Source organism: Armatimonadota bacterium (assembly GCA_016869025.1).
Lineage (GTDB): Bacteria > Sysuimicrobiota > Sysuimicrobiia > Sysuimicrobiales > Humicultoraceae > VGFA01.
Window position 1 is genome coordinate 13,028 of record VGFA01000023.1, and the last position, 22,549, is coordinate 35,576.

A 22,549-nucleotide genomic window follows, 5' to 3' on the forward strand; every position below is an offset into this window, starting at 1 on the left:
GGTCGGAGGCGGCCGGGATGGTCATCCCCAGCGAGGCGCGGCGGCGCGCCGAGAAGCTGCGCGAAGAGATAGCCGAGCATAACTATCGGTACCACGTTCTTGATGCACCGACGATCTCGGACGCGGCGTATGACCGGCTGGTCCGCGAGCTCCGCGATCTCGAGGAGCGCTACCCCGGTCTCATAACGCCTGACTCGCCGACGCAGCGCGTGGGCGCGCCGCCGTCCGCCGCGTTTGCCATGGTCCGGCACCGGGCGCCGATGCTCAGCCTGACCAACGCTTTTGAGGAGGCGGAACTGGACTCCTGGGATAAGCGGATCCGGACCGCCTTGGGCGAGGTTTCAGTTCACTATGTCTGCGAGCTCAAGATTGATGGGGCCGCGGTTTCGCTTGTCTACCAGGATGGCCGGCTCGTCACCGGAGCGACCCGGGGCGACGGCGAGCAGGGAGAAGACGTCACCCCCAATCTCCGCACCATCCCAAGCATCCCCCTGCGCCTGCGCAGCGCGAGGCCGCCCGCATTGATAGAGGTGCGTGGTGAGGTCTATCTGCCCCGCGCGGCCTTCGAGGCGGTAAATGCCCAGCGCGAGGCCAGCGGCGAGCCTCGCTTCGCCAACCCGCGGAACGCCGCGGCCGGCTCGCTGCGGCAGCTCGACCCCCAGATCACGGCCGGCCGGCCGCTTCAGATCTTCGTGTACGGTGTCGGGCTCGCCGAGGGAGTGGATCTGCGCACGCACTGGGAGACCCTCCGGTGGTTGCGCGAGGCGGGCTTCCGCACCGACCCGCACGCGGCGAGGTGCGGCGCTCTCGATGAGGTCCGGGAGTACCTGAGGACTTGGACGGAGCGCAGGGCGACACTGGACCACGGGACCGACGGCGTGGTGGTCAAGGTGGACGATCTGGCCCAGCAGGCCGAGCTTGGGGCTACCACGGCGGCCCCGCGCTGGGCCCTGGCCTACAAGTTCCCCGCGGAGCAGGCGATCACGCGTCTGCTCGACATCACGATCAACGTGGGCCGGACCGGCGCGCTTACACCGGCCGCGGTGCTGGAGCCGGTGCGCGTCTCCGGCGTCACGGTCAGCAGTGCCACGCTGCACAACGAGGACGAGATCGCGCGCAAGGACATACGCATAGGCGACTGGGTGATCGTGCAGCGCGCCGGCGAGGTCATCCCGGAGGTGGTGGCGCCACTGCCCGAGCGGAGGAGCGGAGATGAGCGCCTGTTTACGATGCCAGGGCACTGCCCTGTCTGCCGGACAGCGGTAGAGCGTCCCGAGGGCGAGGCGGTGGCAAGGTGTCCAAACCCGGCGTGCCCGGCGCAGGTCCTGGAGCGGTTGTATCACTTTGGATCGCGCGACGCGATGGACATCGAGGGCGTGGGCGGTAGGCTGCTGGCCCAGATGCTGGAGGCCGGCCTGATCCGCGATCCCGCCGACCTCTACCACCTGACGAAAGAGCAGCTCCTCTCGCTGGACCGCATGGCCGATAGATCGGCACAGAACGTCCTGGACGCGATCGCCCGCAGCCGCGAGACCACCCTCGCCCGCTTCCTCTTCGCCCTAGGCATGCGGCATGTCGGATCTCACGTCGCCGACCTGCTGGCCGCCCACTTCACCTCCCCGGAGGCCCTGATGGATGCCTCGTTCGAGGAGGTGCGTGAGGTCCCCGGAATCGGGCCAACGATAGCCGCCAGCGTCGTGGACTTCTTCAAGCGACCCGCCAATCGCCGCCTGGTGATGCGGCTGGTCGCGGCCGGGATCAGGCCGGCCACGGGCGCGGCGCGGGTCCAGGCGCGCGGCGGGCCGCCGGGCAGGGCACTGGATGGCGCGCAGATCGTCTTCACCGGCACGCTGTCGCGCTGGAAGCGCGGCGAAGCAGAGGCCCTGGCGCGGGCCGCCGGGGGGGTGGTGGCGGACGGCGTGACGAAGAAGACCGCGTACCTGGTAGCCGGAGCATCGCCCGGCTCCAAGCTCGAGCGGGCACGGCGCCTGGGTGTGAAGGTGCTGACCGAAGGCGAGTTCGCCCGGCTCATAGGCGAAGCATGAACGGCCAGCGCAACGCGAGCGGTGGTGACGCATGAGGCGAATCCTGATCTGGATTGCGATTCTTGTGCTTGCGGCGGCGCTCGTCTGGTGGACGCAACTGCGTCCACAGGAGGCGCGCGCTCCCGTGTTCTTCGTGGGGACGGCCGACGGTGCAGGCACGATCGTTCAGGTCCAGCGCACGGTGCGCGGCCGCGGGGCCGAGGAGTTGCTCCGAGGCGCGTTCGAGGCGCTGCTGGCTGGTCCGACTGCGCAGGAGCGCGCAAGGGGGTTGACCAGCGAGATCCCTACCGGGACGCGGCTGCGGGGCCTTTCCGTCCGTGAAGGGATCGTCACGGTGGATCTCTCCGAGGCCGTTGGCTCAGGTGGCGGATCGGCCAGCATGCAGGGACGGCTCTGGCAGATCGTCTACACGGGCACCGCGCATCCGGCCGCGCGGCAGGTGCGGCTGATCATCGAGGGAGAGGAGCGCCAGGCCTTGGGTGGGGAAGGTTTGCTGATAGACCGTCCCATCGCCAGGCCGCCGACCTATCCCAGGTTCTAAGGGCCATCGCCGACCGGCCCGCAGGTCTCCCAGAAACCAGATTCCCGGAACCGGATCCCCGGGCAGGAGACCGTTTTCGGGCCGCAGAAGAGTTGACTGCTTACACCCTTCGACAACGGAGCTGCCGGGTGCCTCGCGAGGTCTTCGCCGAAGAGATAGAGACCTTCTTGGAACGGCTCGATGCCGTCGCCGCCACGCGCGTCGTGGCCAACGAGGCGGGCGAGATAGATCGGATCTACGTGACCACAGAGTCCGCCCGCGACGACGGGGCGATCCGCCGCGCCATCACCTCGGCGTTGATGAGCCAGTTCAACCTGCCCGTGGACGGGTGGCGGATCCAGATCGCCCACTTCGAGCCCACGCCTGAGGCGGAAAGCCTTCCTGAATGCCGCCTGGTGCGCCTGGAAGAGACGATAACCGAGACGCTCACGCGGGCCCAGGTCGAGCTGCGCTACGAGCGCGACGGCGTGTCCAAAACCCTGATCGGAACCGCCCAGGCGCCGCCTGGCCAGGCGCACCGCCTGCGCACGGTGGCGGCGGCCGCGATCGAGGCGCTGCGCCCGCTGGCCCAGAGGTCTGGCAACAGGCCCTCGCTGGAGGGTCTGACGCTCATGCCGTTTGCCGGCGCGACGGTCGCCCTGGCCGCGATCAGCATGGCCTCGGAACGCGCCAGCCTGCTCCATGTGGGCGCCGCGGTGGTGTCCACGAGCGAGGCCGAGGCCGTGGTGAGCGCGGTCCTCGATGCCGTCCGCAAGCCGGTCCGGCCGGTGGAAAGGGCGGCAGGGGTCCGGCCTGACCGCAGGCATCAGATCGAGGGGCTGCGGCAGCACTATGAGCGGCTGCTCCGCCGGGAAGGCGCGTCGGCAGAGATGGCCGGGCCGGCGGTAAGGCCGGGGCCCGCAGAGATGGCCGGGCCCGCAGAAATGGCCGCGCCGGCGGTGCAGGACTCCGATCAGACACCGGCTGACATTCGTCCGGAACGTGAGGGAGGTGCTGCGATCGTGACGCGTGACGAGATGCGCGTGGACGTCCAGTCCGCAGCCAAGGCGCCGCCGCGCGCCTCGGTGGAGGACGCTTTCTACCGCCGGCTGGTGGTAACCGGTGCTCCGGTTCACATCCGGTGTCGCGACGGATACGAGATACCCACCGCAGTGGTCAAGGAGTTCGGGACGTACAGCCTTCTCGTTGAGGTCAACGGCGTGGTGGAGCTGATCTTCAAGCACGGGATCATCGCCATCCGTCCTTACGGCCCGCTGCCGCCCGAGACCGGTACTCCCTAGTAGCAGTTCGTGCCGTCCGAGCGCCTGGAAGAGCTGCGTCGCCGCCGTGAACGGCTCCTGGCCATGGGGGGTCCGGAGCGCGTGCGGCGCCAGCACGAAGCAGGCAAGCTCACCGCGCGCGAACGGCTCGACCTCTTGCTGGATCCCGGATCGTTCGTGGAACTGGATCCCTTTGTCGTGCCCCGCAGCCGTGACTTCGGGCTGGACCGCGTGGAAGCACCGGCCGACGGCGTCGTTACCGGCCACGGCGCCATAGACGGCCGGCCGGTGCACGTCTTCTCGCAGGACTTCACCGTGCTGGGCGGCTCGCTGGGCGAGGGACACGCAGCGAAGATCTGCAAGGTCATGGACCTGGCGATGAGGACCGGCACACCGGTCATCGGGCTCAACGATTCCGGCGGTGCGCGCATCCAGGAGGGCGTGGTCAGTCTCGGCGGGTACGCCGACATCTTCCTGCGCAACACCCTTGCCAGCGGCGTAATACCGCAGATCTCGGCGATCATGGGTCCGTGCGCCGGCGGCGCCGTCTACTCGCCGGCAATCACCGACTTCACCGTAATGGTCCGGGGCACCTCGTACATGTTCGTAACCGGCCCCCAGGTGGTAAGAACGGTCACGCGCGAGGAGGTCTCGTTCGAGGAGTTGGGCGGGGCGGACGTGCACGCGGGCCGGAGCGGCATCGCCCACTTCGTGGCCGAAGATGACGAGGAGTGTCTGCTGCTCCTGCGGCGCCTGATGAGCTACCTTCCCTCCAACAACCTGGACGACCCGCCTCGCAGGAATCCAACCGACGACCCCTCTCGCGCCGATCCAGCGCTCGACGATCTTGTGCCCGAGGACCCGTCCCGGCCCTACGACATGCACGTGGCGATCCAACGTATCGTAGACGACGGTGAGTTCCTGGAGGTCCACGCCGCGTTTGCGCGCAACCTCATCGTGGGCTTCTGCCGGCTGCACGGCTGGCCCGTGGGCGTCGTAGCCCAGCAGCCCGCGGTCATGGCCGGCGCGCTCGACATAGACGCTTCGGTCAAAGGTGCGCGGTTCGTGCGGTTCTGCGACGCCTTCAACATCCCCCTGCTCACCTTCGTGGACGTACCGGGCTTCCTGCCGGGCACGGCCCAGGAGCACGGCGGCATCATCAGGCACGGCGCCAAGCTGCTGTACGCCTATTGCGAGGCCACGGTGCCCAAGTTCACGGTGATTACGCGCAAGGCATACGGCGGGGCATACGACGTCATGTCCAGCGCTCATATCCGGGGTGACCTCAACCTGGCCTGGCCCACCGCCGAGATCGCCGTGATGGGTCCAGAGGGCGCGATTGACATCGTCTTCAGAAAGGAACTGGCCGAGGCCGCCGACCCTGAGGCACGCCGGCGCGAGCTCGTCGCCGACTACCGCGCGCGGTTCGCGACGCCCTACGTGGCGGCCGGCCGCGGGTACGTTGACGACGTGATCGAGCCGCACGAGACCCGCCGCCGTCTGATCTCCTCGCTCGATCTGCTGCGACGCAAGCGCGCCACAAACCCCAGGCGCAAGCACGGCAACCTGCCGCTCTAGGCCAGAGGAATACAAGGACCGCAGGCGAAATCCCCCCGTAGAGTTCCTGTTGGGGTCCTGGAACTGCCGACGCCGCATGAAGCTGCATCCTGTCCAGGCGGGTGATGCCCGCTTCCGCGAATGGCTGAGCCGATACCGGGAGGAGATCACCGGTGAGGCGCCCACCGACGTGTTCCTGAACAAGTACCTCAAGGCGCTGTTTTCTCCTGTGAACAAGCGCCGGCACGTCTGGTGGGCGGTTGACGGCGGCCGCAAGGTCGGGTTTGTCGTTGCCGCTACGGGCAGACACTGGGCCGACCGCTCCCGCACCCACGCCCAGATCGGTGAGTTCTTCATCCATCCGCAGTACCGCCGCGAAGGACTGGGCCGGCGCCTGGCCCAGACGGTCATCGAGTGGCTGAAGTCCGAAGGCGTGGACGAGATTCAGTCAGGGGTGATCGCCGGCAACCTCAGGGGCCTTCGGTTCTGGGAGGCCATGGGGTTTCAGATCGCGCGCTACTCCCTGGTGTACCGCCCGGACCGGCCTCGCGAGCCCGACGAGGACGACTGACCGCTCAGATGCCGCTGCCCTGCCGCCTGCTGGTCGCCAACCGCGGCGAGATAGCCGTGCGCATCGTGCGCGCCTGCCGCGATCTTGGGATCGAGCCGGTGGCCGTCTATGCGCCCGTGGACGCCGGAGCCCCGCATGTCCGCCTGGCCGCCGATGCCCTGCCGTTACCTGGTGACTCGCCGGCCGAGGGCTACCTGAACGGTCCCTATCTGGTGGAACTCGCGCAGAGGTGCGGCGCCACAGCGATCCATCCCGGGTATGGATTCCTCTCGGAGAACCCGTCCTTTGCTGCGGCCTGCGAGGCGGCGGGCATCGCGTATGTCGGCCCGCCCGCCTCGGTGCTGGAGATGTGCGGGGACAAGGCCGCGACCAGGGCGGCCGTGGCATCGGCAGGAGTCCCGGTGCTGCCGGGATCAGGAACGGTGGACGATGCCGAGGCCCTGAGCGCGGCCGAGCAAGTTGGTTTCCCGCTGCTAATCAAGGCAGCCGGCGGCGGTGGCGGCAAGGGGATTCACCTCGTGCGCTCGCCAGAGGATCTGCCCGCCGCCATGCGGCTGGCCAGGGGTGAGGCACAGACCGCCTTCGGGGATCCCCGGGTCTATCTCGAGAAATGGGTGGAGCGGCCGAGGCACGTAGAGGTGCAGATCCTGGCGGACTATGCCGGAGGTGTGATCCATCTGGGTGAACGCGCCTGCTCGGTGCAGCGCCGCCACCAGAAACTCATCGAGGAGGCACCGGCTCCAGGCGTCTCCCCTTATCTGCGCGGCGCGCTGCTGGAGTCGGCGGTCCGCGTGGCGCGCGCGCTGGGCTACCGCAACGCCGGCACAGTGGAGTTCCTCCTGGACGGCGATGCGTTCTTCTTCATCGAGGTCAACGCCCGACTCCAGGTGGAACATCCGGTGACCGAGATGGTCGCGGGAGTGGACATCGTGGCCGCCCAGCTTGCAATGGCCGGAGGTGAGCCCATCCCGTTCGCGCAGGAAGAGGTGCGCCACGATGGCTGGGCGATAGAGTGCCGCATCAGCGCCGAAGACCCTCACGGTGGATTCCTGCCTTCGCTCGGGCGGATTGACGGCGTGGTAGAGCCCCAGGGCCCGGGCATCCGGGTAGACAGCGGGTTCCGGGCCGGGTGCACGGTGTCCCGGCACTACGATCCACTGCTGTCGAAGGTCGTGGCCTGGGGCCGCGATCGGGCCGAGGCGATCGCCCGCATGCGGCGGGCGCTCGCCGAGTACGCCATCTCGGGCGTGGACACGACGATCCCGTTTCATCGGTGGGCCCTGGAGCAGCCGGCCTTCCTGGACGGGGCCTACGACGTGCGGCTTGCCGAGGAGTGGGACGGCGCCGCACCATCACAGGAAGCGGAGCGCCTGGCCGCGGCGGCAGCGGCTGCCTGGCTCCGGCGAAAGGCAGCGGCGTCCGTGCTTGTATCTGACGGCCCTGCCGCCAGGCCCGCGTCCAGGTGGATTGCCGCTGCGAGGGAAGAGGGCCTCAGGTGACGTTCGAGATCAGGGTGCGGGGCCAGCGGCAGGAAGTGGAAGCCGGGGATGAGATCCTTCTGGAGCCGACGGCAGGCACCGAATGCTGGAGGCTCGTCGTTGGAGGACGGGCCGTGCCCGTGCGCGTACAGGAGCGGGAGGGACGGCTACTTGTCACGATCGGCGCCGATCGGGTCGAGGTGGGCGTTCGCCGGGCGCTTCCGGTGCCTTCGCGCCGCGCATCGGCGCGGAACGGCGTGGACCGCGTCGAGGTGCGCGCGCCCATGCCCGGGCTCGTTGTCAGCATTCCAGCGACAATCGGAGAGCTGGTGCGGGCCGGAGGCGCGGTTGCCGTCGTGGAGGCGATGAAGATGCAGATGGAGGTGGCATCTCCGACGGCCGGGTGCATCGAGGAGATACGCGTGCGGCCGGGCCAGGAGGTGGCCGGGGGGCAGGTGCTGGTCCTGGTCCGGGCGCCGGCACCCAAGGCAGGCGAGGAGGCGCTCCCATGAACGACGGGAAGCCGCGCCCCGACTCCAGCGCCGAGCTGGGCGAGCCCGGCGCCTTCCCGTACACCCGCGGCATCCACCCGACGATGTACCGGGGCCGGCTCTGGACGATGCGCCAGTACGCGGGCTACGGCACCGCGGAGGAGACCAACCGCCGCTTCCGGTACCTGCTGGATCAGGGACAGACCGGTCTGTCGGTCGCCTTCGATTTGCCCACGCAGATGGGCTATGACTCGGATCACACGCTGGCGCTCCCGGAAATCGGCCGGGTTGGCGTAGCCGTTGACTCGCTCGCGGACATGGAGGTCCTGTTCCAGGGGATCCCGCTGGACCGCGTCTCCACCTCGATGACGATCAACGCCACGGCGGCGATCCTGCTGGCGATGTACGTGGCAGTGGCCGAGCGGCAGGGAGTGCCCTCCGGCAGCGTGGACGGCACCACCCAGAACGACATCCTCAAGGAGTACATCGCGCGGGGAACCTACATCTTTCCGCCCGCGCCGTCACTGCGCCTGGTGACCGACTCGATGGCCTTCTGCGCGCACCACCTGCCCCGCTGGAACCCGATCAGCATCAGCGGCTACCACATTCGCGAGGCCGGCGCCACCGCGGTGCAGGAGGTGGCGTTCACGCTGGCCAACGGCCTGACCTACCTGCAGGCGGCGGTGGACGCTGGCCTGGGCCCAGACCAGGTCGCGCCCTCGTTCTCGTTCTTCTTCGCGGCGCAGATGAATCTGCTGGAAGAGGTTGCGAAGTTCAGGGCGGCACGACGGCTGTGGGCGCGGCTCGTGCGGGACCGCTTCGACCCGCAGAACCCGCGCTCGATGATGCTGCGGTTCCACACACAGACCGCCGGCGCGGCGCTGACCGCGCAGCAGCCCGACAACAACGTGGTGCGGGTCGCGATCCAGGCCCTGGCCGCGGTGCTGGGCGGCACCCAGTCGCTGCACACCAACTCCCGCGACGAGGCGCTGGCGCTGCCCAGTGAGGACTCGGCCCTGCTGGCCCTGCGCACCCAGCAGATCATCGCGCACGAGAGCGGGATTGCCTCTGTCGTGGATCCGCTCGGCGGCTCCTTCGCCGTGGAGCAACTGACCGGCGAGATCGAGGAGCAGGCCCTGGCGCGGATCTCGCAGATCGAGGCCTTCGGCGGGGTGCTGCGCGCGATACAGACGGGGCTGATCCAGCGCGAGATCTCGGAGAGCGCCTACCAGGAAGCTCAGGCGATCGAGCGCGGGGACAAGATCGTAGTGGGCATGAACCGATACCAATCCGACAGCCCGGTCAAGAAGGAACTCCAGCGCCTGGATCCGCAGACCGCGGCACGCCAGATCGCGCGCCTGAACGAGGTGCGCGCGGGACGCGACGGCGCCGCCGCCCTTGCGCTGAAACGCCTGCGTGACGAAGCACGCGGATCAGGCAACCTGATGCAGCCCATCCTGGAAGCAGTGCGGGCCTACGCCACCGTCGGTGAGATCTGCGATGTCCTGCGGGCGGTGTTCGGGACCTACCGGCCGCCGGCAGTGGTGTGAGATCGTGAACGCCGACGAGATCCTCCGTCTGGTTTCAGCCGTCGTGGCCGGGTCTGTCCAGGCGGCCGCGCGCCTGATCACGCTGATCGAGAACGACGGCGAGGACGCGGCCGTGGCGATGCGGGCCCTGTTCCCGCACGCCGGAGGCGCCCACGTGATCGGTATCACCGGGCCGCCTGGGTCGGGCAAGAGCACGCTGGTCAACGCGGCCATTCGCGCGCTGCGTGCCCAGGGCCGGCGCGTAGGCGTGATCGCCGTGGACCCCAGCAGCCCGTTCACCGGCGGCGCGCTGCTGGGTGACCGCATCCGGATGCAGGACCACAGCACCGACCCTGAGGTTTTCGTGCGCTCGATGGCCACCCGCGGTAGTCTGGGCGGGCTGGCGCCGGCCACGGGCGAGGCCGTGGCCGTGCTGGAGGCGTGGGGCGCCTCAACGGTCTTCATCGAGACCGTGGGCACCGGGCAGGCCGAGGTGGACGTCGTTTCCGCCGCCGACACCGTGGTGGTTGTAAGCGCGCCCGGGCTGGGCGACGGTGTGCAGACCCTGAAAGCCGGCGTGATGGAGATAGGCGACGTGTTCGCCGTCAACAAGGCCGATCGCCCCGAAGCCGATCGTGCCGTGACCGATCTCAGACTGGTGCTGGCGATGGCTCCTGAAGGCGCTTGGCGGCCTCCGGTTCTGACCACGGTTGCCACGACCGGCGAGGGCGTTGCCGCGGTCCTGGGAGCGGTTTCCGACCACCTGCGCCATCTGGAACAGAGCGGCGCCCTGGCAACCCGAAGGAAAGCCCGCTGGAGGAGGGAGGTCATCCGAGCGGTCGAGGCGCGCCTGCGGGCCCAGACCATGGGCGGCGCCGCGGCTGCCTCGCTGGATGGGCTGGTTGAACTCGTGGCCTCCGGACAGCTCGACCCGCGCGGCGCGGCCGCCCGGCTGCTGGATGCGGGCCGCGACGACACCAAGGCTGCGGCCCAGCCGGGCGTTCGGGTGGACCACATTGGCGTGGCTGTCCGCAGCATTGCCGAGGCCGCACGGTTCTATCAGGAGGCCCTAGGGCTCCAGGGCAGCCCGCCCGAGCGGCTCCAGGCGCAGGGCGTGACGACGGTCTTCTTCGCCGCGGGCGAGACCAGGATTGAGCTCCTGGAGCCGCTCACACCTGACGGGCCAGTCGCCCGGTTCCTGGAGCGCCGCGGTGAGGGCGTGCACCACGTCGCCCTGGCCGTACCCGATGTGGCACGGGCGCTGGAAGGCGCGCGGGAAGCGGGTTTCGAGCCAGTTGATGCGACTCCCAGGCCGGGCGCGCACGGCACCCGCGTGGCCTTCCTGCACCCCAAGGGCACCCACGGCGTGCTGGTCGAGATGGTCGAGCATGCCCCGACGGTTGCTCACCCGCCCGAAGAGGGGTAAAATACAACTACCACCCCGACAGGCCCTTGCGCGGTCTTGGCCGCAGTGATTTCCATCCCGACAGGAGGTGAGCGGATGCGCCCCTTGATGTCTCGCCGGGTGCTGGCGACGTTCGTGACGGCCGCATCGCTCGCGGTCGGAGCTGTCTCTCTGGCGCAGCGCCCCTTGATCGTGGCCATTGCAGCAGAGGCGGGCGTCCGGAAGGTATGGACGCACCAGCCCACGGTGGGAAGCGCCCTCGCGGAAGCAGGCATCGCGGTCAGGCCCTATGATCGGGTCAATCCCGGGATTGCCGAACCGCTTGCCTCGGAGATGACGATCCGTATCAGGCGCGCGTTTCCCGTGACCCTCATCGTTGACGGCCGCACGCTCCAGGTCATGACCGCATCTGAGTCCGTGGAGGAGTTCCTGGCCGAGCGCCACGGCGGGGTGCGCCTGCGGCCGCGCGACCGCGTTCATCCTCCCATGGACACCCGATTGTGGTCAGGAGCCGTCGTCAGGGTTGTGCGCATCAATACCCTGCTCGTCACCAGGGAGGAGCGCCTTCCGTTCGCGCGTCTCATCAGGCCTGACGCGACGCTGCCACGTGGGATGACCCGCCTGGTGCAGGCGGGCAGGCCCGGCACCCGGATGCTCCGGATCGCGGTTACGACCGCGGACGGTCGCGTGGTGGACCGGCAGGTAATCGGCAATGTGCTGGCCCGGCCCCCGCAGGACCAGATCTCCCAGGTCGGAACCCGCAGGATCATAGCCACCCGAGGGGAGTTTGCCGGGAAAGAGATCGTCCACATGGAAGCCACCGGCTACGCGCCCTGGCACGGCAAGGGCGTTGACGGTACTACCGCGATCGGAATGCGGGCCGGATTCGGTGTCGTAGCCGTGGATCCCAGGGTGATCCCCCTGCGGTCCGAGCTGTTCATCGAAGGATACGGCCGCGCCATCGCCGGGGATACCGGCGGGGCAATCAAGGGCCACAGGATTGACCTGGGCTTCAACACAGCGCGCCAGGCATACCAGTTCGGTCGGCGGCCGGTGCGCGTGTACATCCTCTCGGTGCCGCCCCCACGCAGGAAATAGGCGCCGCCTTACAGGACACCGACCTGGCCGGGCTGGACCTGGTCACGCCGTCGGGGCTCCGCGCGGCCCTGTCCGCGGCAGGCCTGCGCCTCCGCACTTCGCGCGGCCAGCACTTCCTTGTTAGCCGCCACGTGCTGGACCGGATCCTGTCCTTGGCCGGGATCGAGCCCGGCGAGGCCATCCTGGAGATAGGCGCAGGCGTCGGCACCCTCACCGTGGCGCTGGCGCGCTCCGGCGCGCGGGTCACCGCGGTGGAGGTGGACGGCAGGTTCATCCCGGTATTGCATGCGGTCTGCGCTCCCTACCCCAACGTCCGCATCGTACACGGTGACGCCATGACCCTGACCCCGGAGATGCTCACGGAGGCGCCGGATGCGGTCGTGGCCAACCTGCCCTACGCCATCGCCTCGCCGTTGCTGATCAACCTCCTGGAGGCCGGGCTCGGCCGCCGGTTCGTCGTGATGGTTCAGCGCGAGGTGGCCGGCCGCATCGTCGCTTCCCCCGGCGGCAAGTCCTACGGCCTGCTCTCGGTGGCGGTACAGGCACGAGCAGGCGCGGCCATCGTCGCCCGGGTCCCCCGGTCGGCTTTCTTCCCGCCGCCAGAGGTGGACTCGGCCATCGTCCGGTTGGAAGTGCGGGAAGAGCCCGCGGTGCCGCGGCCGCTGATGCCGGTGCTGATGGCCGTTGCCCGTGCCGCGTTCGGTCAGCGCCGGAAGATGCTGCGCTCGGCGTTGCAGTCCGTCCGGGGAACGCGCCTGCCCGCGGCCGCTGTCGAGGATCTCTGCCGGGCAGCCGGGGTTGACCCGCGGCGTCGGGGGGAGAGCCTTTCGCTCTCTGAGTTCTCCCTCCTGGCACGCGCTCTCGGCGACAGGGAGTGAGAGGGTCGGCGGGGAAGATGCCATCAATGGATGTAACGCTGGGACCAGGTGGGGTGGAATCGAGATGCTAGACTACGAGTCCTTCCTGTCCACGCTCGCGCGGCGGACAGAGCGCTCCGTCATCCGGGAACTACTGAAGCTGACCCGACCGGGGAACGTGATTTCCTTTGCCGGCGGCCTGCCCGATCCAGCCACCTTTCCGATCGCAGATCTCCAGGAGGTGACCCGTGAGGTCCTTGCGACCGGGGGCAGGACGGCGTTGCAGTACGCGACCACGGAGGGCGATCCTGCCCTGCGCGAGGAGCTCGTCCGATGGATGGCCAAGGACGGCATCAAGGCCGGCCGCGATGACGTCCTGATCACGACAGGCTCGCAGCAGGCGCTCGACATCGTCGGCCGCGTGCTCCTGGACCCAGGGGACGTGATCGTGGTCGAGCTGCCGACCTATCTGGGCGGGCTCCAGGCCTTCCGCAACTATGGCGTGGAGATGATCGGCGTTCAGCAAGATGACGACGGCATAGACGTGGACGCGCTGCACGGCGTCCTAGTGCGCCTGCGGAAGGAAGGCCGCCGCCCGAAGTTCCTCTATGCCGTGCCCGATTTCCAGAACCCGTCCGGGATCACCTGGAGCCGGGGACGCCGTGAGCGCCTGATCGAGCTGGCGAGCGAGTTCGATACCCTGGTCATCGAGGACAACCCCTACCGCGAGATGCGTTTCCTGGGGAGCGCTCCGCCACCGATCACCACGCTCGATGCCGAGGGGCGCACGCTATACCTTTCCACATTCAGCAAGACGCTGGCGCCCGGTCTCCGGATTGGCTGGATGGCCGGCCCCCAGCCTCTCATCGCCCGCTGCGTGACCGTGAAGCAGGCGATGGATCTCTGCGGCCCGGCGCTGACGCAGGCGATCGCGGCCGTGCTGCTGGCCCGCGGGACGCTCCTGGAGCGGCTGTCCACGGTGGTGGGGCTCTACCACCGCAAGCGGGACGTGATGATTGATGCGCTGGCGCGCGAGATGCCCGAGGGCGTGTCCTGGACGCGACCGGAGGGAGGGTTGTTCCTCTGGGTGCGTCTCCCCGAAGGCATGGACGCGGGCGCGATGCTCAAGGTCGCACTCGAGGAAGAGGCCGTGGCCTACGTTCCCGGGCAGCCGTTCCACGCCGACGGGAGCGGCCAGAACACACTGCGTCTGAACTTCTCGTATCCGTCCGAGGCCCAGATCACCGAGGGCATCGCCCGCCTGGGCCGGATCGTGCGCCGCGGCATACACGCGTCTGTCCACACAGTCCACAGGATGGGAACAACAGTTTCGGATTGACGGCTATTGGGTCGCGTGCTAGCGTCGTTGGTGTCAGCGGTACGTGGCTGGTTGAGGTGGGAGGAGGTCTCCTTCGGGAGCTACCCGGCCTAACTCGGCAGCAGGCGGCCGCTGACGCTTTCTACGGGCCCTGGAGCTTTGCCACCGCATCCCTGCCGAGCAGCACCGTGATCCCACCTCCGGGCGCCAGCGGTTCCTGCCTGAAAGCGAATCCGCCCAGCGCAGAAGCCAGCGCGCGCGCGGTGCGGAGCCGGTCCGCGCGATCAATGACGGTCGTCACCTCTGCCTGCCCCTCCGCTGCGCGCACCGTGACCATCTTGAAGCCGAGATCCCTGATTCGGGCCGCCGCCTGCTGGCCCAGGCCCGGGACGCCGCTGGCATTCCGCACCTCAACCGGCAGCGCCTTCAGATCCTCTTCGGCCAGGCCGTAGAAGAAGTCCGCGACCACCGCGCGCATCCTGACCGGATCGGGCTCCCAGTACAGGGGCGCGAAGTTGCCGGGTAGCGTTTCCACGCGCAGCGGCGTCCCGCGCGCGCGCACCGCGAACACGCCCAGGGTCATTAGTTCGGCCCGGGTCAAGTCGGTCTGCGCGTTGCGGGCGAAGGCACCCAGGAGTCGCGGGCCGGCCAGGAGCGTGGAGGGCTGCCTGAGCTGCCGGACCAGCGTCATGATCACCTGGTGCTGGCGGTTCACCCGGCCGATGTCGCCAAGGGCGTCGTGGCGGAAGCGGATGTAGCCCGCGACCTGATCACCGTTCAGCCGCTGCCGTCCCTTCTTCAAGTCCACGGTGAACCCGGCCCAGGTATCTGTGTACCGCATGTCCTTCTCGACGTCTATCTCGATGCCGCCGACCGCGTCCACCAGGCGCGCAAACGACTCGGGCCCCAGCTTGATATGGTAGTCCACCCTGACTCCCAGCAGACGTTCCACGGTCTTGACCGTCAGGCGCGGGCCGCCGTAGGCGTAAGAGGCGTTGATCTTGGTGACGCCGTGGCGCGGGATCTCCGCCCGTGTATCGCGCGGTATGGAGAGCGCGGTGATCCGCTCGCCGTCCGGGTCGAACGAGAGCAAGATGAGGGTGTCCGCCCGTGCGAAGTTCAACACCTGGCGGCGGTTGTCCAGGGTCACGTCAATGCCTATCAGGAGGACGTTCACCCGGCCGGTCAGGCGGAGCGGCCAGCCGAAGGCCTCGACGTTGCACCGCCCCACGACGGCCTCGCCCGTGCCTATGGTCACCTGGCTCAGCACGTACAGGTAGATTCCCAGCGCAAACCCGCCGGCCACCAGCACGGCGGCCGGGACGGCCCACAGGGCCACGCGCCACCAGGGCCTGCGCGGAGGCGGCGGAGGTGCCGCGGGACGCTCGGCATCCGCCGTCTCGGCGCCATGCGCGAGGTCTGGGTTGTCTGGGAGTTGCTCGGCCACGGGGCTATCTTACGGGAACCGACCGGCCCGCGCAATGAATGCCGCCTCCCACGGAGGACTTGCGGCCCCCGGTACCTAACTGTTATGTGCCGCGGAGCCGCACGGGGGGGCCGATGTTGTGAAGGAACTGCGCCTCAATGCCTACGCCAAAGTCAACCTGGCCCTGGATGTACTGCAGCGACGAGAGGACGGTTATCACGAGATCGAGACTGTCCTCCACACGATCGCGCTGCACGACTCGATCACGCTGCGCGAGTCGGGCGAGGGGATCCTCGTCACCACCGACGACCCTTCGATCCCAACGGACGCAAGCAGCCTGCTGTACCGGACGGCCGCGCTGTTGAGGGAGAAGTACGGCGTGGCGCGGCCGGTGGAGATCGAGGTGCGCAAACGCATTCCCGTGGCGGCGGGCCTGGGTGGAGGCAGCGCCGATGCTGCGATGACGCTGATCGGGCTGGCCCAGATGTGGAAGCTGCGGCTCGACCGCCGCGAGCTCTACGCGCTGGCAGCGCGGCTCGGCTCGGACGTGCCCTTCTTCCTGGGCGGCGGCGCAGCCGTTGCCCGGGGCAGGGGCGAACGGGTCCAGCCGCTCGCGCCGCTGCCGGCCACCTGGGTGGTGCTGGCCAGGCCCAGATTCCCGGTGCTGACCGAGTGGGCCTACGGGCGCATACGGCCCACAGAGATCACCGTTCGCCCAAACATCCCTCTGCTCTTGGACGCGGTGGCCCGGCGAGATCTGCCCGCGGTAGGGCGCCTGGTGGGGAACGTGTTCGAGGAGGTTGTGGCCCGCCACCATCCCATCGTTGCCGATCTGAAGGCGCAGATCCTGCGTGGTGAGGCCTATGGCGCCGCCATGAGCGGCACAGGCCCCACCGTCTACGGGTTGATGGCCAACGAGGCCGCGGCCAGGCACCTCGCCGAGGACCTTGGCGCTGGGGACAAGGTGGACATCATCGTGACGCGGACCTTCTCGGAGGAGCGCTAGTGCCTTCGGCGGTCGTGCTGGCCGGGGGAGGGCCGGAGCCGCATCTGGCCCCGGGCCTTCCGAACAAGGCGTTCCTCCAGATCGGCGGCCTGGCGCTGGTGGAGCGCGTTGTCACCGCCCTGCGGGGCATCCCCAGCATAGGAAGGATCGTGGCCGTCGGGCCACCCGGGCCGCTGGCGGCCCTTCTGGGATCTTCGGTCGAGATCGTCCCGGATCAGGGCAAGATGATGGACAACATCGTCGCGGGCGTGGCCCGGCTTCGGGATGGAGATCGCGTGCTGGCGGTGGCATCGGATCTGCCGCTGATCACGCCGGAAGCAGTGGAGCGCTTCTTGGGGCTTTGCACAGGAGACGCCGACATCTACTACGCGGTCGTGCCACAGTCCGCGATCGAGGGCCGTTTCCCCACCGCCCGCAAGACCTACGTCAAGCTCACCGACGGGACGTTTTGCGGAGGCAGCATCGTGCTCCTCGCGCCCGAGGCGCTGGAGCGGGTACGGCCGCTGATCGAGCAGGCAATCGCCGCCCGAAAGAAACCATGGCTGCTGGCCCAACTCTTTGGATTGGCGACGGTGATGCGGTTTGCCTCGGGCCGGCTCTCGATCGCCGATCTGGAGGCGCGGGCGTACGCGATCAGCGGGCTTAGCGGCCGCGCGGTGGTGCTCGACGGTCCTGAGATGGCGCTCGACGTGGACGCCGGACGGCCCGAGAACCTGGCCGCGATACGCGCGGCCCTGGAGCCACCTCCGGAGCCGTAGCCGAGGATGCCGCGCCGGAGGGACGCCAGGGCTCGTTCAGACGGGGAGCGGTCCGGCCGGCGGCTTCGTCGCGGCGAGCGCATGGTGGTGCTCGCCCAGAATCTCATGCAGTCCCCGGACCGGCTGCACTCGCTGGCCGGCTTCGCTGATCTGCTGGGCGCGGCCAAGTCCACGATAAGCGAGGACCTGGCCCTGCTGAAGGCCGCCTGCGAGCGGTTCGGTCTGGGGCGGATCGTCACAGTGCCCGGCGCCTCAGGCGGAGTCCGCTTCCGGCCGCACCGCACCTCTGCGCAGATCCGGCGCCTGGTCGAGGATCTTGTCGGGCGGCTCAGGGAGCCCGGACGGGTACTCCCCGGCGGGTTCTTGCAGATGACCGATCTCATCTTTACGCCGTCCGTGGCCGCGGAGATGGGCGAGGTATTCGCGACCCTGTTCTGGGACGCGCGCCCCGACTGCGTTCTGACCATGGAGGTCATGGGAATACCGCTGGCGCTGATGACCGCCCGCGCGTTCAACGTGCCGATGGTAACGATCCGCAGGGAAGGCAGGATCACCGAGGGCCCCTCGGTCAGCGTCAACTACCTGTCGGGATCCTCCCAGATCGTGCAGACGATGACGCTGCCGCTCCGGGCCATCCCGCAGCGCGCGCGCGTACTGTTCATTGACGACTTCCTGCGCGGAGGAGGCACTGCCCGCGGCGTGCACGACCTGATGCGCGAGTTCCAGGCTGAAGTGGTGGGCATTGGGGTATTTGTTGAAACAGAGAGGCCCGCCGACAAGATGCTGGATCGCTACCTTGCCCTGATTACCTATCGCGGCGTGGGGGCGAGCGGTGAGGCCCTGGTTGGTCCCAGCCGGTGGATCGCGGCATTGTAGGACGGTCGGGACTGGCCGCGGGGAGCGGCGCGGTGACGTTGGAGGAAATCAGGGAGGAGCTGGCGTTCTTCGATCCCGGTGTGATCCGGCTCAACCCGCCGGCAGACTTGCGCGCGATTGACCGGGCCCAGCTCGAGTTGAGAGTCAGGTTCCCGCCCTCGCTGCTGGCCGTGCTGGCGGTCTCAAACGGCGGTTTCATCGTGGGCGAGCCCGTGCTGGGCGTCCCGCCTATCCAGTCGGCACTCGACATGGTGCATGCCACCCGGCAGGCCCGGGTCCACTGGGGGCCCATCTTCTGGCCGGACGGCTGGGTCGAGATCGGCAGCGACGGCTGCGGCAATCAGTATGTGCTGTTGCTGGACCGCGAGGGCTTGGGGTGCGAGTCCCCTGTGGTTTGTCACGCAAGACGTGAAGTGGCATTATCGGGCTGACGGGAGTCCGCGCGCGCGGCAGGAAGTTGACTGGACGGACAGGAAGGTGATCGTGCACTCGGGAGCGCTGTCGCCGTGGCGCTCCAACGAGGCGTGGACGCTGGCCCACGACCCGGCCCTGATCAGGTGGCGGTGAGCCCACTCCGCCCGCATGGAGGATGAGATGAGATCAATCACACACCCACGACTCGGAGCACTCGCCGCCACTGCTGTGGCCGTCATGGTGCTCGCGGCGCCGGTCCTTCCGGCGGCGGCGCAGGCGCCCAGGCCGGTGACGCTGGTCGAGGCGCTGACGCTGGCCGCACAGAAGAACCACGGACTGCGGGTTGCGGCGGTCGAGGTGAAGATCGCCCGCGCGCAACTGGCGCAGGCAGAGGCGGCGAAATCGGGCCAGCTCACACTGTCCGCATCGTATACGCGCGTCAACGAGCGGGAAGGCGGGACGATGGTCATCCCGCCCGGGACGATTCCCGGAATCATTGTCCCGATTGTCATAACGCTGCCGGCCCCGGATCCCAACGTGTACTCCGCGGCCCTCACCTACCAGGTCCCGCTGTACAGCGGCGGTCGGATCGAGTCCCAGATCGCCCTGGCGCAGGCGAACCTGCGCGGATCGGAGGCGGCGCTGGAACGCGCCAAACAACAGCTCATACTCGACGTCAAGCAGGCGTACTTCCAAGTGCTACTGGCCCAGGCCGGCATTGAGGTGGCCTCGCGCGCGGTGACCGCCGCCGATGAGAACCTGCGCGTGGCCCGGGCGCGCGTGGCCGCGGGCGTCTCGCCCCGCTTCGACGAGGTGCAGGCAGAGGTGAGCCTGGCGAACGCCAGGCAGGGACAGATTCGCTCCCGGAACTCCCTGGCGCTGGCGCAGCACGGTCTGAACGCGCTGATGGTCCTGCCACTGGATACGGTACTGCAACCGCGCGAGACGATGACCGTCGTTCCGCTCCGCGGCGACCCCGTGGCCCTGCTGCGCCGCGCGCTCGAGGCCCGCCCCGAGCTGATCGAGCACCGCGCCCGTATTGACGTGGCACTGGCCGCGATCGAGATCGCGCGCGCGGGAGGGCGCCCTTTTGTGGCGCTTTCCGGCGGCCCGAGCTACGGAAACCCTGGCGGGTCTTCGGTGACGGCGAGCGGCTGGGCGGTCACCCTCTCGGCCACGGTGTCGCTGTTCGATGGCGGCCTAACCGCGCAGCGCGTGCGCGAGGCAGAGGCCAGGGTCGAGCAGCTGCGCGAGGCAGAGGCGCAGATCCGGCAGGGGATAGAGCTGGAAGTACGGCGCGCGCTGCTCAGCTTCTCCTCTGCGGCCGAGGAGCTGGCCGCCGCGGACAAGGCGGTCGAGATGGCCCAGGAAGGGCTACGCATTGCCAACGTCCGTTTCGCCGCCGGCGTCTCCACCAACCTGGAGGTGGTCACCGCGCAGGCCTCACTGTCGCAGGCAGAGGGCAACCGGATCCAGGCGCTCTTCAACGTGAACCTGTCGCGCGCGCAGCTCGAGCGCGCGGTCGGGGGCGCGGTGGAGTAAGATGGCGACGCTTCGGGATAGGCGGTGCTGTGGAGTAGGACGATGACGCTCCGGTGTCGGCGGCGCGGTGGATCCGGATGATGACCCTACACGGGCGGCGGGTCCCCCTCGTTCCCCTGGTGCTGGTGGCCGCGCTGGCAGCCTACGGCGCGGCGCAATACCTGGCAGGCCGCAACGCGGTCAACGGTGCGATCATCGAGGGCTCCGGCACCATAGAGGCCACGCAGGTTCACATCGCCGCCAAAACCCCGGGGCGCGTCCTGGAGGTGCTGGTCGGCTCAGGTGACGAGGTAGCCGCCGGGGCTGTGCTGGTCCGCTTCGACAGGCAGGAGGTGGATGCCCAGGTCGCTCAGGCCGAGGCGGCCGTGTCCGCGGCCCGGGCGCGCCTCTCACAGGCCGAGGTGGCGCTGCGCGCGCAGCGCCAGCAGTCCCCGGCCACAATAGACCAGGCCGAGGCAGCGCAGAACGCTGCTCAGGCCCGGGTTCCCCAGGCCAGGGAGGTCGTGGAGCTTCAGCAGGCACAGTCCGAGCAGCAGATCGCGCAGGCTAAGGCCGCCGTAGCTCAGGCCGAGGCGTCGCTGGCCGCGGCCGCGGCCGGCCGCGGGGCTGTGCGGGCAAACCTACGGAAGGCCGAGGCGGACCTTACTCGCGCCGCGGCGTTGTTCCGGGAGGGCGCGGTGGCCGCCCAGGCAGTGGATGCCGCGCGGGCCGCGGTGGACGTGCTGGCGGCACAGGAGGCCGCGGCCGCGGCCCAGGAGGTTGCCGCGCGCCGGCAGGTCGAACAGGCGCGCGCAGCGCTGGAGCTGGCGCAGGCCGGAGCCCGACAGACATCCATCCGGCGGCAGGACGTGGCCGTGGCCCAGGCCCAAGAGGCCCAGGCTCAGGCGGCCTACGCCGGCGCCAAGACCGCCAAGGATCTGGTCGCGCAGCGCGAAGCGGAAGTCGCGGTCGCCCGCGCCGCGCTGGCGCAGGCCGAGGCCTTGCTGCGCTACGCGCAGTCCGTGCGGGCCAACCTGATCCTGACGTCCCCGATCAGTGGCTTGGTGCTCTCCCGAAGCGTCGAGCCGGGCGAGATCGTCGGAGCCGGAGTACCGGTTCTCACCGTGGCCGATCTGCGCGCCGTGTGGCTCCGCGTCTACGTGCCCGAGGCCCGCCTGGGCAGGCTGCGTGTGGGGCAGCGCGGCGAGGTGTTCGTGGATGCGTTTCCAAGCCGGGCTTTTGCCGGCCGGGTGTCCGAGATCGCAAGCCAGGCCGAGTTCACCCCCCGCAACGTGGCGACCCAACAGGAGCGCGCCAAGCTGGTGTTCGCGGTGCGCCTGACACTGGAGAACCCCGACGGCCTGCTCAAGCCCGGTATGCCGGCCGACGCGAGGATTCAGTCAGGCACATCGCCGTGACCGGCGCGGCAGGTGCGGGCGCGGCAGGGACCGCCGTGAGGCATGCGCGCGTCACCTGACGCGGCCATCGCCACCGAGGGCCTTAGCAGGTCGTTCGGCCCGGTCACCGCCGTTGACCGGATCTCCTTCAGCGTGGCGCCCGGCGAGGTATTCGGCCTCATCGGTCCGGACGGCGCCGGCAAGACCACCCTGCTGCGCCTGCTGGCCGGGATCCTCGACCCCTCAGAAGGCAGTGCCACGGTCGCGGGCGCCGATGTCCGCACGCAGCCCGAACTGCTCCGCCAGCGCATAGGCTACATGCCCCAGACGTTCGCGCTCTACCGCGACCTGACAGTGGGCGAGAACCTGCATTTCTTTGCCGAGGCCTACCAGGTGCCACGCGGCGAGATCGCTTCACGCACCGAGCGACTTCTGGATTTCAGCCGGCTCGGGCCGTTCGCGCGCACGCTGGCCGAGCACCTCTCGGGCGGGATGCGCCAGAAGCTTGCGCTGGCGTGCACGTTGATACACGAGCCCCGCCTGCTGCTGCTCGATGAGCCCACGACCGGCGTGGACCCGGTCTCCCGGCGCGAGTTCTGGAGCATCCTGTACGACCTCAACCGTCGGGGCACCACGGTGCTGGTGGCGACGCCCTACATGGACGAGGCGGACCGCTGCTCGCGCATTGGCTTCATGTACGGGGGACGGCTGCTGTCGGTGGCGCCTCCTGAAGGCATGAAGGCGCGGATGCAGGGCGAGGTCCTGGAGATCGTGGCCGAGCCACGCCGGCGCGCGCTGGCGGTCGCGCTCGGTGTCGAGGCGGTGCGCACAGGCAGCATCTTCGGAGACACCCTGCACCTGACCGTGCGCGACGCCGCCGCGGCCGAACCCCAGGTGCGTGCCGCCTTCGACCGGGCGGGCATCCCGTTGCGGTTGCTGCGCGTGGCCCCCGCATCCCTGGAGGATGTGTTCATCTCGCTCATGAGTCAGGCAGGCCGGTAG

19 protein-coding genes and 1 pseudogene are annotated in these 22,549 nt (G+C 69.1%); 19 read left to right on the forward strand and 1 reads right to left on the reverse strand.

Annotated elements, in window-relative coordinates; translation table 11 throughout:
• Positions 1–17 precede the first annotated feature (17 nt).
• The 12 genes and pseudogenes from ligA to FJX73_11040 all read left to right on the forward strand — a co-directional run bounded on the left by ligA (position 18) and on the right by FJX73_11040 (position 14,170).
• The gene (ligA, locus tag FJX73_10985) at positions 18–2,045 is read left to right on the forward strand and encodes an NAD-dependent DNA ligase LigA (GenBank protein MBM3471298.1); all 2,028 of its coding nucleotides are present in this window, start codon (positions 18–20) and stop codon (positions 2,043–2,045) included.
• A 31-nt stretch (positions 2,046–2,076) separates the two neighbouring features.
• Entirely contained in the window at positions 2,077–2,586 is a 510-nt protein-coding gene (locus tag FJX73_10990) for a hypothetical protein (GenBank protein ID MBM3471299.1), read from the forward strand.
• A 128-nt stretch (positions 2,587–2,714) separates the two neighbouring features.
• Positions 2,715–3,866, forward strand: coding sequence for a hypothetical protein (locus tag FJX73_10995; GenBank protein ID MBM3471300.1), 1,152 nt, complete (start codon positions 2,715–2,717; stop codon positions 3,864–3,866).
• Positions 3,867–3,929: 63 nt separating this feature from the next.
• Entirely contained in the window at positions 3,930–5,423 is a 1,494-nt protein-coding gene (locus tag FJX73_11000; GenBank protein ID MBM3471301.1) for a methylmalonyl-CoA carboxyltransferase, read from the forward strand.
• 76 nt (positions 5,424–5,499) lie between these two features.
• Entirely contained in the window at positions 5,500–5,973 is a 474-nt protein-coding gene (locus FJX73_11005) for a GNAT family N-acetyltransferase (protein ID MBM3471302.1), read from the forward strand.
• 14 nt (positions 5,974–5,987) lie between these two features.
• Positions 5,988–7,472: an ATP-grasp domain-containing protein gene (locus FJX73_11010; protein ID MBM3471303.1), complete on the forward strand. Its 1,485-nt coding sequence runs from the start codon at positions 5,988–5,990 to the stop codon at positions 7,470–7,472.
• Positions 7,469–7,963 carry a hypothetical protein gene (locus FJX73_11015; protein ID MBM3471304.1) on the forward strand — a complete coding sequence of 165 codons (495 nt, stop codon included), beginning with the start codon at positions 7,469–7,471 and terminating at the stop codon, positions 7,961–7,963. The genes FJX73_11010 and FJX73_11015 overlap by 4 nt, the downstream gene beginning before the upstream one ends.
• Complete coding sequence (locus FJX73_11020; GenBank protein ID MBM3471305.1) at positions 7,960–9,492, forward strand: methylmalonyl-CoA mutase; 1,533 nt, start codon at positions 7,960–7,962, stop codon at positions 9,490–9,492. The genes FJX73_11015 and FJX73_11020 overlap by 4 nt, the downstream gene beginning before the upstream one ends.
• Positions 9,443–10,429 (forward strand): annotated as a pseudogene (gene meaB, locus FJX73_11025) (methylmalonyl Co-A mutase-associated GTPase MeaB). The gene FJX73_11020 and the pseudogene meaB overlap by 50 nt, the downstream one beginning before the upstream one ends.
• 543 nt (positions 10,430–10,972) lie before the next feature.
• On the forward strand, positions 10,973–11,974 hold the full coding sequence (locus tag FJX73_11030) for a DUF348 domain-containing protein (GenBank protein MBM3471306.1): 1,002 nt from the start codon (positions 10,973–10,975) through the stop codon (positions 11,972–11,974).
• 32 nt (positions 11,975–12,006) lie between these two features.
• A complete protein-coding gene (rsmA, locus tag FJX73_11035) occupies positions 12,007–12,852 on the forward strand; it encodes a 16S rRNA (adenine(1518)-N(6)/adenine(1519)-N(6))-dimethyltransferase RsmA (GenBank protein ID MBM3471307.1) in 846 nt (281 codons plus the stop codon).
• A gap of 64 nt (positions 12,853–12,916) precedes the next feature.
• Positions 12,917–14,170: a PLP-dependent aminotransferase family protein gene (locus FJX73_11040; GenBank protein ID MBM3471308.1), complete on the forward strand. Its 1,254-nt coding sequence runs from the start codon at positions 12,917–12,919 to the stop codon at positions 14,168–14,170.
• 121 nt (positions 14,171–14,291) lie between these two features.
• Here FJX73_11040 and FJX73_11045 read toward each other — a convergent pair whose 3' ends face one another.
• A complete protein-coding gene (locus FJX73_11045) occupies positions 14,292–15,596 on the reverse strand; it encodes a LytR family transcriptional regulator (GenBank protein ID MBM3471309.1) in 1,305 nt (434 codons plus the stop codon).
• A gap of 79 nt (positions 15,597–15,675) precedes the next feature.
• On the opposite strand from FJX73_11045, the gene FJX73_11050 reads away from it, so the two are divergent.
• From FJX73_11050 to FJX73_11080, 7 genes are all read left to right on the forward strand, one after another.
• Positions 15,676–16,581 (forward strand): 4-(cytidine 5'-diphospho)-2-C-methyl-D-erythritol kinase, encoded by a 906-nt coding sequence (locus FJX73_11050; protein ID MBM3471310.1) that lies wholly within the window; start codon positions 15,676–15,678, stop codon positions 16,579–16,581.
• Entirely contained in the window at positions 16,581–17,339 is a 759-nt protein-coding gene (locus FJX73_11055) for a hypothetical protein (protein MBM3471311.1), read from the forward strand. The genes FJX73_11050 and FJX73_11055 overlap by 1 nt, the downstream gene beginning before the upstream one ends.
• A gap of 6 nt (positions 17,340–17,345) precedes the next feature.
• Positions 17,346–18,215, forward strand: a complete 870-nt coding sequence (gene purR, locus FJX73_11060) for a pur operon repressor (protein ID MBM3471312.1) — start codon at positions 17,346–17,348, stop codon at positions 18,213–18,215.
• Positions 18,197–18,646 (forward strand): SMI1/KNR4 family protein, encoded by a 450-nt coding sequence (locus FJX73_11065; protein ID MBM3471313.1) that lies wholly within the window; start codon positions 18,197–18,199, stop codon positions 18,644–18,646. Before purR ends, FJX73_11065 begins: the two co-directional genes overlap by 19 nt.
• Positions 18,647–18,797: 151 nt before the next feature.
• Complete coding sequence (locus FJX73_11070; GenBank protein ID MBM3471314.1) at positions 18,798–20,171, forward strand: TolC family protein; 1,374 nt, start codon at positions 18,798–18,800, stop codon at positions 20,169–20,171.
• 77 nt (positions 20,172–20,248) lie between these two features.
• A complete protein-coding gene (locus FJX73_11075) occupies positions 20,249–21,568 on the forward strand; it encodes an HlyD family efflux transporter periplasmic adaptor subunit (protein ID MBM3471315.1) in 1,320 nt (439 codons plus the stop codon).
• A 42-nt stretch (positions 21,569–21,610) separates the two neighbouring features.
• Positions 21,611–22,549: an ABC transporter ATP-binding protein gene (locus FJX73_11080; protein ID MBM3471316.1), complete on the forward strand. Its 939-nt coding sequence runs from the start codon at positions 21,611–21,613 to the stop codon at positions 22,547–22,549.

Bases quoted from the DNA above. Each gene is read 5' to 3' on its own strand.
- ligA (MBM3471298.1), top strand. From the start codon at position 18: ATGGTCATCCCCAGCGAGGCGCGGCGGCGCGCCGAGAAGCTGCGCGAA.
- FJX73_10990 (MBM3471299.1), top strand. From the start codon at position 2,077: ATGAGGCGAATCCTGATCTGGATTGCGATTCTTGTGCTTGCGGCGGCG.
- FJX73_11000 (MBM3471301.1), top strand. From the start codon at position 3,930: ATGGGGGGTCCGGAGCGCGTGCGGCGCCAGCACGAAGCAGGCAAGCTC.
- FJX73_11005 (MBM3471302.1), top strand. From the start codon at position 5,500: ATGAAGCTGCATCCTGTCCAGGCGGGTGATGCCCGCTTCCGCGAATGG.
- FJX73_11020 (MBM3471305.1), top strand. From the start codon at position 7,960: ATGAACGACGGGAAGCCGCGCCCCGACTCCAGCGCCGAGCTGGGCGAG.
- FJX73_11030 (MBM3471306.1), top strand. From the start codon at position 10,973: ATGCGCCCCTTGATGTCTCGCCGGGTGCTGGCGACGTTCGTGACGGCC.
- FJX73_11040 (MBM3471308.1), top strand. From the start codon at position 12,917: ATGCTAGACTACGAGTCCTTCCTGTCCACGCTCGCGCGGCGGACAGAG.
- purR (MBM3471312.1), top strand. From the start codon at position 17,346: ATGCCGCGCCGGAGGGACGCCAGGGCTCGTTCAGACGGGGAGCGGTCC.
- FJX73_11070 (MBM3471314.1), top strand. From the start codon at position 18,798: ATGGAGGATGAGATGAGATCAATCACACACCCACGACTCGGAGCACTC.
- FJX73_11075 (MBM3471315.1), top strand. From the start codon at position 20,249: ATGATGACCCTACACGGGCGGCGGGTCCCCCTCGTTCCCCTGGTGCTG.
- FJX73_11080 (MBM3471316.1), top strand. From the start codon at position 21,611: ATGCGCGCGTCACCTGACGCGGCCATCGCCACCGAGGGCCTTAGCAGG.